This window comes from Alteromonas aestuariivivens (assembly GCF_003367475.1).
GTDB classification, from domain to species: Bacteria; Pseudomonadota; Gammaproteobacteria; order Enterobacterales; family Alteromonadaceae; genus Alteromonas; species Alteromonas aestuariivivens.
In genome coordinates, this window is record NZ_QRHA01000007.1 from 76,058 (window position 1) to 90,864 (window position 14,807).

General features: G+C 49.7%; 14 protein-coding genes. 11 read left to right on the forward strand and 3 right to left on the reverse strand.

All coding sequences use genetic code 11. The features are described 5' to 3' along the window. The first annotated feature begins 5 nt into the window (after positions 1 to 5). The 7 genes from DXV75_RS10695 (at position 6) to DXV75_RS10725 (ending at position 6,867) form a co-directional block, all read left to right on the forward strand. Positions 6 to 2,249 (forward strand): chemotaxis protein CheA, encoded by a 2,244-nt coding sequence (locus tag DXV75_RS10695; RefSeq protein WP_115593420.1) that lies wholly within the window; start codon positions 6 to 8, stop codon positions 2,247 to 2,249. A gap of 27 nt (positions 2,250 to 2,276) precedes the next feature. Further along, a complete protein-coding gene (locus DXV75_RS10700) occupies positions 2,277 to 3,410 on the forward strand; it encodes a protein-glutamate methylesterase/protein-glutamine glutaminase (RefSeq protein ID WP_115593421.1) in 1,134 nt (377 codons plus the stop codon). Positions 3,411 to 3,462: 52 nt separating this feature from the next. Next, positions 3,463 to 4,239, forward strand: a complete 777-nt coding sequence (locus DXV75_RS10705) for a ParA family protein (protein WP_115593422.1) — start codon at positions 3,463 to 3,465, stop codon at positions 4,237 to 4,239. Beyond that, on the forward strand, positions 4,236 to 5,009 hold the full coding sequence (locus DXV75_RS10710) for a chemotaxis protein CheW (protein ID WP_115593423.1): 774 nt from the start codon (positions 4,236 to 4,238) through the stop codon (positions 5,007 to 5,009). The genes DXV75_RS10705 and DXV75_RS10710 overlap by 4 nt, the downstream gene beginning before the upstream one ends. Before the next feature lie 17 nt (positions 5,010 to 5,026). Next, positions 5,027 to 5,515: a chemotaxis protein CheW gene (locus DXV75_RS10715; protein ID WP_115593424.1), complete on the forward strand. Its 489-nt coding sequence runs from the start codon at positions 5,027 to 5,029 to the stop codon at positions 5,513 to 5,515. Positions 5,516 to 5,654: 139 nt separating this feature from the next. After that, positions 5,655 to 6,071 carry a DUF2802 domain-containing protein gene (locus DXV75_RS10720; protein ID WP_115593425.1) on the forward strand — a complete coding sequence of 139 codons (417 nt, stop codon included), beginning with the start codon at positions 5,655 to 5,657 and terminating at the stop codon, positions 6,069 to 6,071. A gap of 157 nt (positions 6,072 to 6,228) precedes the next feature. Next, on the forward strand, positions 6,229 to 6,867 hold the full coding sequence (locus tag DXV75_RS10725) for a YceI family protein (protein WP_115593426.1): 639 nt from the start codon (positions 6,229 to 6,231) through the stop codon (positions 6,865 to 6,867). Positions 6,868 to 6,942: 75 nt separating this feature from the next. On the opposite strand, the gene DXV75_RS10730 is transcribed toward DXV75_RS10725, so the two are convergent. From DXV75_RS10730 to DXV75_RS10745, 3 genes are all read right to left on the reverse strand, one after another. Continuing rightward, positions 6,943 to 7,083 carry an RHS repeat-associated core domain-containing protein gene (locus tag DXV75_RS10730; protein ID WP_342767308.1) on the reverse strand — a complete coding sequence of 47 codons (141 nt, stop codon included), beginning with the start codon at positions 7,081 to 7,083 and terminating at the stop codon, positions 6,943 to 6,945. 472 nt (positions 7,084 to 7,555) lie between these two features. Then, positions 7,556 to 8,185, reverse strand: a complete 630-nt coding sequence (locus DXV75_RS10735) for an RHS repeat-associated core domain-containing protein (protein ID WP_115593427.1) — start codon at positions 8,183 to 8,185, stop codon at positions 7,556 to 7,558. Between the two features lie 487 nt (positions 8,186 to 8,672). Then, positions 8,673 to 9,305, reverse strand: a complete 633-nt coding sequence (locus DXV75_RS10745; protein WP_245953176.1) for an RHS repeat-associated core domain-containing protein — start codon at positions 9,303 to 9,305, stop codon at positions 8,673 to 8,675. A 116-nt stretch (positions 9,306 to 9,421) separates the two neighbouring features. Between DXV75_RS10745 and metA the strand changes: the two genes are divergently transcribed. Genes metA through DXV75_RS10765 form a run of 4 tightly spaced genes read left to right on the forward strand, consistent with a single transcriptional unit; the run spans position 9,422 to position 14,664 of the window. Continuing rightward, complete coding sequence (gene metA, locus DXV75_RS10750) at positions 9,422 to 10,360, forward strand: homoserine O-acetyltransferase MetA (RefSeq protein ID WP_115593429.1); 939 nt, start codon at positions 9,422 to 9,424, stop codon at positions 10,358 to 10,360. A 3-nt stretch (positions 10,361 to 10,363) separates the two neighbouring features. Then, on the forward strand, positions 10,364 to 11,419 hold the full coding sequence (locus DXV75_RS10755) for a homocysteine S-methyltransferase family protein (RefSeq protein ID WP_115593430.1): 1,056 nt from the start codon (positions 10,364 to 10,366) through the stop codon (positions 11,417 to 11,419). Positions 11,420 to 11,428: 9 nt separating this feature from the next. Further along, positions 11,429 to 14,053 (forward strand): methionine synthase, encoded by a 2,625-nt coding sequence (metH, locus tag DXV75_RS10760; protein ID WP_115593431.1) that lies wholly within the window; start codon positions 11,429 to 11,431, stop codon positions 14,051 to 14,053. A 26-nt stretch (positions 14,054 to 14,079) separates the two neighbouring features. Then, on the forward strand, positions 14,080 to 14,664 hold the full coding sequence (locus tag DXV75_RS10765; protein WP_115593432.1) for a DUF938 domain-containing protein: 585 nt from the start codon (positions 14,080 to 14,082) through the stop codon (positions 14,662 to 14,664). The last annotated feature ends 143 nt before the right edge of the window (positions 14,665 to 14,807 follow it).

A 14,807-nucleotide genomic window follows, 5' to 3' on the forward strand; every position in this document is an offset into this window, starting at 1 on the left:
GACGCATGTCGTTTGATGTCGACGAGGATATATTGCAGGACTTTCTGGTTGAAGCCGGAGAGATCTTGGAACAACTACAAGAACAGTTAGTGGACCTGGAAAACCATCCAGAGGACGCCGATCTCCTTAACGCGATTTTCCGTGGCTATCATACCGTAAAAGGCGGTGCCGGATTTTTGTCGCTCACCGAACTGGTGGAAATTTGCCACGGTGCGGAAAACGTCTTTGACGTAATGAGAAACGGTCAGCGTACCCTCACGCCTGAACTGATGGACGTGATCCTACAGGCCACCGATGTGGTTGTGGATATGTTCGCTAAGGTTAAAGCCCGGGACCCATTGGAACCTGCCGATCCCGCCCTTGTGGAGCTGTTGCATAAACTCAGTAAGCCTGAATCTGCCGACGAAGCAGGTTTCAAAGCCGATACCGAATCGGCCCCCTCAGTTGACTCATTCGCTGATCAGCAGGAATTCACTATCGAAGAGACCAGCTCGGTTGCTGATGAAAAATCTGTTGTTGGTGATGCCAGTATTGATGAGATCACCGAAGCCGAATTTGAAGCCTTGCTGGATGAACTTCACGGCTCTGGTGCTCCGGGGCGCCCGGTGACAGACACTAAGGTGACAGAACCGGTTGAAGATGTCAGTGATGACATCACTGACGACGAATTTGAAGCCTTGCTGGATGAATTACACGGTAAGGGCAAGTTTGGCAGCGATGACAGCGCGGCACCTCAAAAGGCAGAGCCAGTTGCTCCGGATGCTTTGGCTATCGGCAATGATGAAGAAATCACTGATGATGAATTTGAGGCGCTACTGGATCAGCTTCACGGGCAGGGGCAAGGGCCCTCTACCGGTAAAACTGAAGAACAGAGTGTTGAGTCACCGACGTCTCAGCCGCAGGCCAGTAAACCGCGTATTAAAGTTGACCAGCAGGCTACGCAGGCCGTAGAGCAGGCGAAAAAGGCACAGACACAGGCGCAGCCACAATCGGCTTCACCCAAACCTGAAGCGGTGCCGGCTTCGGTTGTAACGCCCAAAAAAGATGACAAGAAAGCGTCACAGAACGCGCCCCAGGCGGAGACCACCGTTCGGGTTGACACCAAACGTTTAGACCAAATTATGAATATGGTCGGTGAACTGGTTTTGGTGCGCAACCGTTTACTGAGCCTTGGCATCAATGTCAATGATGAAAGTATGTCCAAGGCAATTGCCAATCTGGATGTGGTGACCGGGGATTTGCAGGGTGCGGTAATGAAAACCCGCATGCAGCCCATCAAGAAAGTTTTTGGCCGATTCCCACGGGTTGTGCGTGATCTGGCCCGCAGTCTGAAGAAAGAAATTACCCTCGAGCTTGAAGGTGAAGAAACCGATCTGGACAAGAACCTGGTTGAGGCGCTGGCCGATCCATTGGTGCATCTGGTGCGAAACTCGGTGGATCACGGCATTGAAATGCCGGACGAGCGTCTGGCAGCAGGCAAACCCAAAATGGGAACCGTCAAGCTATCAGCCTCCCAGGAAGGTGACCATATTCTGTTGGTTATCGAGGATGACGGCAAGGGCATGGATCCTGAAAAGCTCAAGTCTATCGCCATTAGCCGTGGTGTGCTTGACGCTGATGCAGCAGCCCGAATGTCAGATGTGGAAGCCTTTAATCTTATTTTTGCCCCGGGCTTTTCGACCAAAACGGAAATCAGTGACATTTCCGGTCGCGGCGTGGGCATGGACGTTGTAAAAACCAAAATTGCCCAACTCAATGGTACGGTGAATATTGATTCTCAACTGGGTAAAGGGACCCGGCTTGAGATTAAGGTACCGTTAACACTGGCGATATTACCCACTCTGATGATCGTTGTCGGCAAGCAGACATTTGCGTTGCCGCTTGGGGCCGTGAACGAAATCATCAACATGGACATCAGGAAAACCAATACGGTAGATGGCCAGTTGACAATGATAGTACGCAAAAAGGCCATACCGCTGTTTTTCCTTGGTGAGTGGCTGATACGCGGTCCGAAAAACATAGAACGGGACAAAGGCCATGTGGTTGTGGTCCAGATTGGGACCCAGCAGGTCGGCTTTGTGGTGGATGCGCTGATAGGCCAGGAAGAAGTGGTAATCAAGCCGCTGGACGCCCTGTTACAGGGAACACCGGGTATGGCCGGGGCAACTATCACCTCAGATGGTGGTATTGCCTTGATCCTGGATATTCCGGGCTTGCTGAAACGATACGCGCGTAAAACATTAAAATAGGCTAAATGCGTAAGGAAAAATAACTTCATGGTGTTTAAAGTCCTGGTTGTGGATGATTCCACCTTTTATCGTCGGCGGGTTCGGGAAATTCTCGACGAAGATCGGGAACTGGAAGTGGTTGGCGAAGCCCGTAACGGCCAGGATGCACTGGATAAAATCAACGAACTGGCGCCGGATGTGGTAACCATGGACGTAGAAATGCCGGTTATGGATGGCATCGCTGCGGTTAGGGCTATTATGCAAAAGCGCCCGTTGCCGATTCTGATGTTCTCTTCGCTGACCCATCACGGTGCCCAGGCAACCCTGGATGCGCTGGAAGCTGGCGCGCTGGATTTTCTGCCTAAAAATTTTGAAGATATCGCCAAGGATCGCAGGGAAGCGGTTAGCCTGCTGCGAACCAAGGTGCGTTTGATCGCCAGACGGGGTGTGGGTATTCGTCGTCCTGTCATGTCAACGCTGCGCCAGAATGTGAGCATGCCTGATAATGCTCCCAAAGGCCGTTTTTTCCGCTCTTCCGGTGTTCTGACCGGCCGCACAGATGCGCAGACACAACCGACAGTTTCCACCGTCAAACGTTCTGGCAAAGATTATCAGTGTCTGGCGATTGGTGCTTCCACCGGCGGCCCCGTAGCGCTGCAAAAGGTGCTTACCCAGTTACCGGCGTCTTTCCCTTACCCGATTTTACTGGTTCAGCATATGCCCGGTACCTTTACCCAGGCGTTTGCCCAAAGGCTGAATACCCATTGCAAAATTGAGGTGAAAGAGGCAGAGCACGGTGATGTACTCAAGCCGGGTCACGCCTATCTTGCGCCCGGGGGCAAGCAGATGTTGGTGGACGGTGACAGTAAGTTGAGCAAAATCGTCATAAGCGAAGCCGCCATCAGTGACAAAATCAGTTATAAGCCAAGCGTTGATGTGACATTCGGCAGCCTGAGCAAGATTTTTCAGGGCGACGTGCTGGGAGTCATACTGACAGGAATGGGGGCAGACGGCCGGGAAGGGTCTCGGTTGCTGAAATCCAAAGGAGCAAAAATCTGGGCCCAGGATCAGGACTCTTGTGTTGTTTATGGTATGCCCCAGGCAGTGGCCAGTGAAAACATATCCGAAAAGAGTATTCCTATCGATAATATGGCTGAATGCATACTGACAGAAATGGGCTGAGGCGGATGCACCGATACTGTATGCGCAGCGATGATAGAGAGGGCTTCAGACGATGAAGGTCTGGACCATTTCCAATCAGAAGGGCGGTGTGGGAAAAACCACAACCACCGTGAGTCTGGGGGGGCTTCTGGCCCAGCGGGGAAAACGTGTTCTTCTTGTGGATACCGATCCGCACGCCTCGCTGAGTTATTATTTTGGCGTTAATTCGGAGCAGTTGTCCGCATCTGTCTACGATATTTTCATTAACGATAAGCCCCTGACCGCCGATACAGTACTCGATTGTCTGTGTCCGACCAAGCTGGACAGTCTGTTTATATTGCCGGCCAATATGGCACTGGCAACGCTGGACCGCCAGATGGGCAATCAAAATGGTATGGGGTTGGTGCTGAAGCGGGCGCTGGAGGCAGTACGTAATGAGTTTGATTATGTCCTTATTGACTGCCCCCCAGTACTCGGAGTGCTGATGGTTAATGCACTGGCTGCCTGTGAAAAAGTGGTGGTGCCGGTGCAGACGGAATTTCTTGCCCTGAAAGGGCTGGAGCGGATGATGCACACGTTGGTGATTATGGGGCGCTCGCTGAACAAGCAGTTTGACACCCTCATTGTGCCAACTATGTTTGATAGGCGCATTAAGGCGGCTATCGAGGCACTGGCGACCCTGCAAAAAGATTATGGTGATGCGGTGTGGCAGGAGGTGATCCCGGTGGATACCCGTTTCAGGGATGCCAGCCAGGCCCAGGCTCCAGTTTCACTGATATACCCCCGTACCCGGGGTGTTTACGCCTACGCCAAGTTACTTAAAGAGCTGGAACAAAAAACGAATTTATGACGACCCCGACGCCGTTCGCCCGCGAAGATGTCATGCAGGATTACCTGGACAGCTTGCTGACGCCACAGGATGAGCCTGATGAGGTAAGTGTCACTGCCGCCAGATTGTTGGAGCAGGCCAGCCTAGCTGCGCTGAAAGCGGTTCCTGAACCTGCAGAGGTTACAACCGTTATTTCCGCTCCTCCTGTGAGCGTTGAACCCGAAGCGGTATGGGAAGAGCCCGAGGAGGTTTGCTTACCGGAACCGGCCGTCATTGAAACCCCTGTGGTGAAATTGGTGCCGCCTGTTGTGAGCAGCAGCGCCTTGCACGAGCGTCTGGATTCGAAGTTTCAGGCCCTGTTTTTTGAAGTTGCCGGTTTGACGTTGGCGGTTCCCCTGATCACTTTGGGTGGAATTCATCAACTTGAAAAAATCGGCCCTTTGATCGGCAAGCCGGACTGGTTCAAAGGGGTAATGTTGCACCGTGAACAAAAATTAAGCGTGGTGGACACAGCCCGTTGGGTAATGCCGGAAAAGTGCAATCCATCCCTGATTGAAGGGTTGGATTATCAATATTTAATTATGCTCGGCGACAGTAATTGGGGCTTGGCCAGCGAAAAGCTGGTCAATACCGTGACTTTAAAGAAAGATGAAGTAAAGTGGCGGGAATCCAGTGGAAAACGGCCCTGGTTAGCGGGCATGGTCAAGCAGCGAATGTGTGCGCTGATTGATGTGGAACAGTTAATATCAATGCTAAACAATGGCTTGGGCAGTAATGACCAGATGCCTTAGCGATGGGAGTCAGCTTAATGAATGACAAAATGACAAGTAATACCGTTGATGGCAACGACGAAATCCTGCAATGGGTTACCTACCGCCTGGGTGAGGAAACGTATGGCATCAACGTAATGCAAGTACAGGAAGTCTTGCGTCACACCGAAATTGCGCCAGTACCAGGTGCACCAGACTATGTTCTGGGGATCATCAACCTGCGTGGCAATGTGGTAACGGTGATTGATACCCGCGCCCGATTTGGCTTGCCGCCAACAGAAACTACCGATAATACCCGCATTGTGATCATTGAATCTGATGAGCAGGTGGTAGGGATCTTGGTCGACAGCGTGGCCGAAGTGGTTTATCTGAATTCTTCCGACATCGACAGTGCGCCGAATGTGGGTACAGAGGAAAGCGCCAAGTTTATCCAGGGCGTTAGCAATCGGGATGGTGAGCTTCTGATCCTGGTTGATCTCAACAAACTGCTCAGTGATGAAGAGTGGGACGAAATCAGCAATCTGTAATTTCGTTGCCTGCTCAAGCACAGATAAGCCCGGCAAAGGGTTGGGCTTAGTGTGTTAAGTCGTCGTCAACGCTCCCTTTTTCCGGCAAATAGGTTAAGATGCAGTACATGACTTCTGTTCTTACCTCCCACTGAATCGTATGGATTATTCACAACTCACCGTCATCAGTTTTGCGGTGGCGCTGATTGCCCTGTTGCTGGTTGTTGTTAGCCTTTTGAGACTGAAATCCCAAGCCCGTTTGGTGGCCAGGGAGCTTGCGCAGAGTGAATCCAGATTCAAACAACTCAAACTTGAACTTACACAGGCACTGAATCAGCGAGAAGAGGATCACGCCCGTTCGGTGGCGCTGGCCAAACACATACAGGATTTGCAACTTGCCCAAACCCAGCTTGAAAACCAGTTGCGGGAAGCCAAACAGCAAGACCCATCAATGCGCCTGTATCAGAGAGCTGCAGATTTGGTGAAGCAGGGGGCCAGCCTTGAAGAGGTGATGCAGGCCTGTGACCTGCCAAGAGCTGAAGCCGAACTGATGATGAGTTTGCACCGGCAGCCCTGATATTCTGGTAGTTGAAGTTAACACGCCTGCCCACCGAAGCCCCCGCTATTATCACATCTTCAAAGCAAAAACTGACACCGAATTCGCAGCGAAGAAATCCGCTTAGCGGTCGGCCTGGACTATACTGACGGTTAACCGGCCGTTCAGTGAGTTTCCAATGAAAAAGCAGATAGCAGGAATGTTGGCAGTGTTGGTGTTGACCAGCTGTTTGAGCTGGGTGTTGGCAAAAGCGGACTTCGTTGACATGCCTCAAGGTACCTATGTGCTGGACACCACTCACGCCAGCGTGGTCTGGAAAGTGTCCCACATGGGGTTGTCGAATTACACCGCATTATTCACCCGCTTTGAGGCCAGCATCGAACTCAATCCCGAAGATCTGGAGAAAAGCAGAGTCACCGCACGGATCGACCCCCTGTCCATTGAAACCCATTACCCCCACCCGGATGAGGAGGATTTTAATTCCACCCTGGCACAGGACCCAGAGTGGTTTAATGCCGGTGAATTTACCAGCATTGATTTTGTTTCCACCAAAATCGAGATGATTAGTGCCAATACCGCTTTAATGACGGGAACCTTGACCTTACTGGGCCAAACCCGGCCGATAACCTTTGATGTTATCCTGAACGGCGGGTTGCCCAGGCATCCGCTCTCAGGTAAACCCGCTTTGGGGGTATCGGCAACCGCGGTAATTCAGCGCTCACAGTGGGGAATGAGCAAGCATGTACCTACCATTGGTGATGATGTGACCGTCCAGATTGAAGCAGAATTTTACCTGCCCTCCTTCTCCAGAAAATGAAATCGGAATTTCTATGTCTATAGTTCCATCATCATTGTGAACTGTTCTTGCGTCTTTACCATCCGGATCGATATATTAATACGGATTGTTATTTGCGTATGAATACCTGTTAAATCCGTGAACATTCCCTCTATTGAGAAAAGTCGCCGCATCAACCGGATCATTCGAATAGAACCGACCAATGACGGGATCATAGTATCGTGCCTGCATATACATTCAACGACACTACGAACCATTGTGAAAATATCAATAAACCTCATTTATTCAGTGCTTTAGTGGTATAGCTTACTTCTTAAAGTCAGTTGGTTTGTGGGCAAAAAACAAAGCCCCGCGAGTGCGAGGCTCTGGGGTTATTCAATGCGGGCAAGCCCGGTCACCCAGCATTGGTAACAACCCTCACCAGCATTCCAAGGCAAAAAAAGCCCCACCATCGAAGGGCAGGGCTTTGGATTCAAACTTCTTAGTTCCCTGTCAAACTCGCAGTATTATAGAAGGCCGAATAGCTTTAATACTCCAGTCATCATGACCAATAAGAAGCCAACCATCATTAACTTATTTCCATTCAAAAATCGCGCAAGATGGGAGTTAGCGATTTCCGTTGATATTGTTTTTCCCTTCCCCAAACACAACGCTAAACCACAGATAGCTATCACTATTAGTACCGATCCATTCAACATATTACTTCGCCCTATCTTTGCTCTTCTAATTTATTCGTTATTTTTTCTATTTGCTCAGCTTTTGATGCTACATCACCAGCGGTATTCAACCCCTCAATAACTTTCATGCCATTTGTTGCACTTGAAGCATTTTTGCCAGCGACCATTTCAATACCCTTATCGATTGTTCCCGCAACTTTCTGACAATCTGAAGAACACCCCAGTGTACTTGCTGTAGCTTCTAGAGGGCCTTCGGGTGTGTTTCGATTATTTTTACCTGTTTCATTATTCCACGCATCTTTAATCTTATTGGCACCATTCTCAAATGTATATTTGGAGTCATGGATAAGGTACAAACCTCCTGCCATCGATAAAGAGCCTAGAACTTTAGATCCTGCTAATAGATCTGCTGCTCCATAAGCTACACCGACGGTCCCAGTAAGAGGTTCTCCTACTGAACCTGCAACACTTAAAGCTCCTATTCCTAAGTTCTTCCACTCATCAAAAGATTCAGGAATACGACCAGTAGGATCTGTATAGCGATAAGGGTTATTGTTAGCATATGCATATCTGTTAAAGCTATGTACATCACGAAATCCGATAGGATCATTTGAATAGAAGCGACCTATGACGGGATCATAGTATCGTGCCTGCATATACATTAATCGACACTACGATCCACTGTATCACTTATAAAAATTCAAATAATACAGTTGGTTATAAGTCTAGCTTATCTTTTTGCAGTCAATTCATAGAATGTGATGTTTTCAGGTAGATATTTAACAAAAAAGCCCCACTTCATTGAAGGGCGGGGCTTTGGATTCAAAAACTTAATCTATATAAATTTCAATAACACTATCCCTAAAATAAAAAATATATATTCAATAAAAATTAGCCATTTGAGTTCCTTCATTTCTTTAGCAATTTTGATTAGTTGAAATACTGTAATCACTATGAATATAACTAAAATAACTAACATAATAGCCATTACTGTTATTTGCGGTGAAGCTCCAGCACTTCCTCCTAACGCGTTAATGCTCTTTCCAACTAGGGAAGAGATCCTGTCATCAAAGATTAGGAAAAATGAACATAATATCTGCGTCACAATCAATTTAATGAAGCTCATTGGTATTTTAACCATTACTTTTCCTAGTCAATTAGTTCATCTTTTAGTTTTTGAGGCGTGTTTATAGGATCATCCTTTGGTGTATTTACTCCTCCAGCATTGATCACCGACTCAACGGTATCAGCACAATTATCTGTTACATCCCAAGTTTGTTCAGGATCTTTCAGTAAAGTATCAGCAAAATCGTCAGCTGCATTTTCATCTGGTAAATCTAAGTCGATTACAATATCTGCATCCCTACCATAAAACTCTTTATCTTGTTCGTAAGTTTTAAAGTTAGCTTCAGACTTCCAAGGCACCTGTTTAGTAGGAAATTTACTAATATATTTGGGATTCTTTCCTTCAGTCTGTATTGAAACATGCCCGAAAGAACTGTCATTACCGGGCGTCGCTGTTGGCCCTTTGTTCCAAATATATACTTTAGATTCACCTGCTGGGTCGGTGTATTTATAAGGATTATTCGCAACATAAGAATACCTGTTAAATGTATCGACCTCTCCCGTAAACCCAACAGGGTCATTACTATAGAAACGACCTATGACTGGATCATAGTATCGTGCCTGCATATAAAGTGGACTTAATAATCTTCTTATTGATAAGGCTTGCAGCCTGATCTCACAGTTGGCACCGATCTCAAATCCAATGTCGTTGTACAAAACTTGCCGGATTCAAGACAGCTCAATTATCCATTTAGACGTCTAGACGTAAAGATGTTGACAATCAGATTGATTGCGCCACAATAACCCAACGTCAATTTTTCGTTGGAGCTGACATGCCGATCCGAATTCCTGAACAACTCCCTGCCCAGGGTGTCCTGTTGGGGGAAAATATTTTTACCATGGACAGTGCCCGAGCCTCCCATCAGGACATTCGTCCACTGGAGGTTGGCATCCTCAACCTGATGCCCAACAAAATTGAAACCGAAATTCAATTGCTGCGGCTGTTGTCAAACACACCGCTGCAAATCAATGTCGACCTGATTCGCATTGATGATCAGGCACCCAAGCATACGCCCCAGTCGCACATGGACGCCTTCTATCACGATTTTTCCGCCGTAGCAGACAAAAAATACGATGGTCTGATCGTGACCGGGGCACCGCTGGCATTTCTGGATTACGAAGACGTCAAATACTGGGACACCATGAAAACCATACTGGAATGGGCCCAGCGCCATGTGCAGTCCACCATGTATCTGTGCTGGGCAGCGCACGCGGCCATGTATCATTTTTACGGGATCCAGCGAAAGCTTCGCGAGGACAAACTTTCCGGAGTATTTGAGCATCGGGTGCTGGACCCATACAATGAGATCCTGCGGGGGTTCGACCCGGTGTTCTATGCACCGCATTCCCGCTACGGTCACATTGAGTCTGAGCAGTACAACAGTGTTGCCGGTCTGCAGGTGATCGCCGAGTCAGACAAAGCCGGTGCCTATATTGTTGCTTCCGAAGACAAGCGTATGGTATTCGTAACCGGGCACCCTGAGTACGATCCGGAAACATTGAACGATGAATATGCCCGCGATCTGAATGCCGGGCAGCAACCGGCTATACCTGAAAATTACTACCCCGGCGATGACCCTTCACAGCCGCCTGTTGTGCGCTGGCGTTCCCATGGTAGTCTTCTGTTTACCAACTGGTTAAATTATTGTTTGTATCAGACCACTCCGTTTGATTTGAGTCAGCTGTCAGAAAAAGCACAGCCAAAGAGGTAACCCGTGTCACTTGATTTGTTACATCAGTTAAACCAAGCCGCCCTGCAGCGTATTTTGGTTCTGGACGGCGCCATGGGCACCATGATCCAGCGTCACAAGCTCGACGAAGCCGCATACCGGGGCGAGCAGTTCGCCAACTGGCACTGCGATGTTAAAGGTAACAACGATTTGCTGGCCATCACCCAACCGAAAATCATTTACGATATTCATTGTGCGTATCTTGAAGCCGGTGCCGATATCATTGAAACCAATACCTTTAATGCAACCACCATTTCCATGGCCGATTACGACATGCAGGCCCATTCGCGGGACATCAACCTGGCCGCTGCCAGGCTGGCTCGCAAAGCAGCGGATGAATTTACCCGCCGTACACCGGAAAAGCCCCGTTATGTGGCAGGAGTATTGGGGCCGACCAACCGAACCGCTTCCATATCGCCGGATGTAAATGACCCGGGTAAGCGCAATGTTACCTTCGACCAACTGGTAGAAGCCTATGTTGAGTCCTGCGAAGCGCTGATTGAAGGTGGCAGTGACTTGATTCTGGTGGAAACCATTTTCGATACACTGAACGCCAAAGCCGCAGTGTTTGCTGTCGATGTTGTGTTTGAAAAGCTTGGTAAGCACTTACCGGTGATGATTTCCGGTACCATAACCGATGCCTCCGGCAGAACGTTGTCAGGGCAGACGGCCGAAGCCTTCTATTACTCTTTGCGCCATATTGCGCCGTTTTCATTCGGCCTGAACTGTGCGCTTGGCCCTGATTTGCTGCGCCAGTATGTTGATGAAGTCTCGAATGTAGCGGAAACCCTGGTGTCGGCACACCCGAATGCCGGGTTGCCAAACGAATTTGGCGAATACGACCTCGAAGCCGATGAGATGGCAGCGCACGTCAAAGAATGGGCGCAGTCGGGGCTGGTCAATATTGTGGGTGGCTGCTGTGGCTCTACGCCGGAACACATCAAAGCGATTGCCGACGCGGTTGCGGGCATTGCACCTCGCAGTGTGCCGCACTTTGAGCCTAAAATGCGCCTTTCCGGGCTGGAACCCTTTGTACACTAAGGTGGTATTGTGACAGCTGAGTTTTCTAAATTTATCAATATCGGCGAACGGACCAACGTAACCGGTTCGGCGGTATTCAAGCGCCTTATTCTGAATGGCGACTATGAAACTGCACTGGATGTAGCCCGTCAGCAGGTTGAAAATGGTGCCCAGATCATCGACATCAACATGGATGAAGCCATGTTGGACTCGGTTGCCGCCATGCGCACGTTTTTAAACCTGATAGCGTCTGAGCCTGATATTTGCCGTGTTCCAATCATGATTGATTCTTCCAAATGGGAAGTCATTGAGGAAGGGTTGAAGTGCGTTCAGGGCAAAGCCATCGTAAACTCCATCAGCCTTAAGGAAGGCGAAGAAGCCTTTGTGCACCATGCCCGATTGATTAAGCGATATGGCGCGGCAGCGGTGGTGATGGCGTTTGATGAAACCGGTCAGGCCGACACCCAGGCCCGCAAGGTGGAAATTTGCCAGCGTAGCTATCGGATCCTCACTGAGCAGGTAGGGTTTGCGCCGGAAGATATCATTTTTGACCCGAATATCTTTGCTGTCGCAACCGGTATTGAAGAGCACAACAACTATGCGGTGGACTTTATAGAGGCCACCCGCATCATCCGCCAGACCTGCCCGCACTGCCACGTTTCCGGTGGGCTCTCGAATATTTCATTTTCGTTCCGTGGTAACAACCCGGTGCGCGAAGCCATGCACTCAGTCTTCCTGTATCACGCCATTCGTGCCGGGCTGGATATGGCAATTGTGAATGCCGGCCAGTTGGAAGTGTATGACGAGATCCCGGCAGCGCTCAGAGAAGCAGTTGAAGATGTGATCCTCAACCGCCGGGATGATGCCACTGAGCGCTTGCTGGAAATTGCACCCAACTATCAGGGCGACGGAAAGGCGGCCGCAGCGGAAGATTTGAGCTGGCGCGAACTGCCGGTAAACAAGCGCCTGGAACATGCGCTTGTTAAAGGGATCACCGATTACATTGTCGATGACACGGAAGAAGCACGCCTGGCGGCAGAGAAACCGCTACACGTGATTGAAGGCCCGCTGATGGACGGCATGAACGTGGTTGGCGACCTGTTTGGTGAAGGCAAGATGTTCCTGCCGCAGGTGGTTAAATCTGCCCGTGTGATGAAGAAAGCCGTGGCTCATCTTCAGCCTTTTATTGAGGCCGAAAAGTCCGGTGATGCCCGCAGCAACGGCAAGATTCTGCTTGCCACTGTGAAAGGTGACGTACACGATATCGGTAAAAACATTGTTGGTGTGGTGCTGCAGTGCAATAACTTTGAAGTGGTGGACATGGGCGTAATGGTGCCGTGTGCGGCCATTCTGCAAAAGGCCCGAGAAGAACAGGTTGACATGATTGGCCTGTCGGGTCTGATCACACCGTCACTGGACGAAATGGTACACGTTGCCAAAGAGATGGAACGGGAAGGGTTTGATTTACCGCTGCTGATTGGCGGCGCTACCACATCGAAAGCCCACACAGCGGTTAAAATTGAGCAGAATTATCATGCGCCAGTGGCGTATGTACCGAATGCCAGCCGTGCTGTAGGCGTGTGTCAGAAATTGCTCAACCCGCAATCCCGTGCTGAATTTGCTCAGGTGCTGAGTAAAGAGTACGACACGGTGCGGGAGCAGCACGCCAGAAAGCAGCCACGCTCACGCCCGGTTTCATTACAGGAAGCACGGGACAATGGCTTTGTGGCAAAATCGAAGTATGTGCCTACGGTTCCGGCCCAGCCAGGGGTCACACCGGTTAGTGCCAGCATTTCGGTATTGCGTGACTACATCGACTGGACGCCGTTTTTCCTGACCTGGTCGCTGGCGGGCAAGTTTCCACGAATTCTAGATGATGAAGTGGTTGGGCAGCAGGCCAGAGAACTGTACGCTGACGCCAACGCAATGTTGGATAAACTGGTAGCTGAAGGCGGCCTGGAAGCCAAAGGGGTGATTGGGTTGTTCCCAGCCAACCGAAGTGGCGACGACATTGAAATTTATGATTCGGAAGCTCGTGAACAGATCATTGGGGTTGCCCATCACCTGCGGCAGCAAACATTGAAAGAGAAGTTTGCCAATTATTGTCTTGCCGATTTTATTGCCGACAAGCGCAGTGGAGTGCCCGACTACGTAGGGGCCTTTGCAGTCACCGCAGGTATTGGCGAGGATGAACTGGCTGAGGCCTACAATAAGGCGGGTGACGATTACAACGCCATCATGGTGAAAGCCGTGGCCGATCGTCTGGCTGAAGCTTTTGCCGAATATCTGCACCAGCAGGTGCGCAAGGTCTATTGGGGGTATGCACCGGATGAGAGCCTCGACAATGACGCGCTGATCAGGGAAAAATACCAGGGCATTCGCCCTGCACCGGGTTACGCCGCATGCCCAGAGCATACCGAAAAACAGCTGATATGGGATTTACTCTCGGTGGAGCAACACACCGGTATGAGCCTCACCGAAAGCTACGCCATGTGGCCCGGGGCATCAGTATCCGGCTGGTATTTCGCGCATCCGGAAAGCCGCTATTTTGCGGTGGCAAAAATTCAGCCCGATCAGGTTGAGGATTATGCCAAACGCAAAGGGTGGGAGCTGGATGAAGCAGAAAAATGGCTGGCTCCCAATCTCAGTGACTGACCGGCTACGGGCGGTGGCTCATAAATATGAATAAACCGTTCAGCCAGGCCTGTGAGAACAACAAAGAGCCGATACTTGAGCAACTCAGGCGGCTCTTTGTAACTAGCTCAAAGGTACTGGAAATTGGCAGTGGAACCGGTCAACACGCGGTACATTTTGCCGGCCACCTGCCGCATCTGCAATGGCATACCAGTGACCAGCCGGATTACCATAGCGGAATTCTGGCCTGGTTGAGTGAAGCTCAACTGCCCAATCTGCAAGCCCCGGTGGCGTTTAAAATTGGTCATCATGCTTTTCCCCAAGGGAGCTTTGATGCCGTTTTTACCGCCAATACCGCCCACATAATGCAAATGGCAGAAGTACAAACCATGATGGAACTGGTCGCAAATGCTCTGCCGCCCGGAGGGGTCTTTTGCCAGTATGGCCCATTTACCCAAGAGGGGCAGTTCAGCAGCAACAGCAATGCCGCTTTTCATGCACGATTGCTGGAGCAGGGCTATGGCGGTTACCGCGATCTGAGTGAGTTGCTCATTTGGGCTAACCCCATGATTTTGAGTGAAGTCATAGACATGCCCGCCAACAACCTGATGTTGGTTTGGTGTAAACAATAATCCAAAAAAAATCTTCCAATTAACAGTGACTTAACTATTTGTTTGAGTTCAGCTTTTTTTGCTGAAGATGGCTTTTTTTCTTTTGTCATATTGGGTATAACCGATGTTATAAGAGGAAAAAAGGGTGTTTTTCCGCAACGATA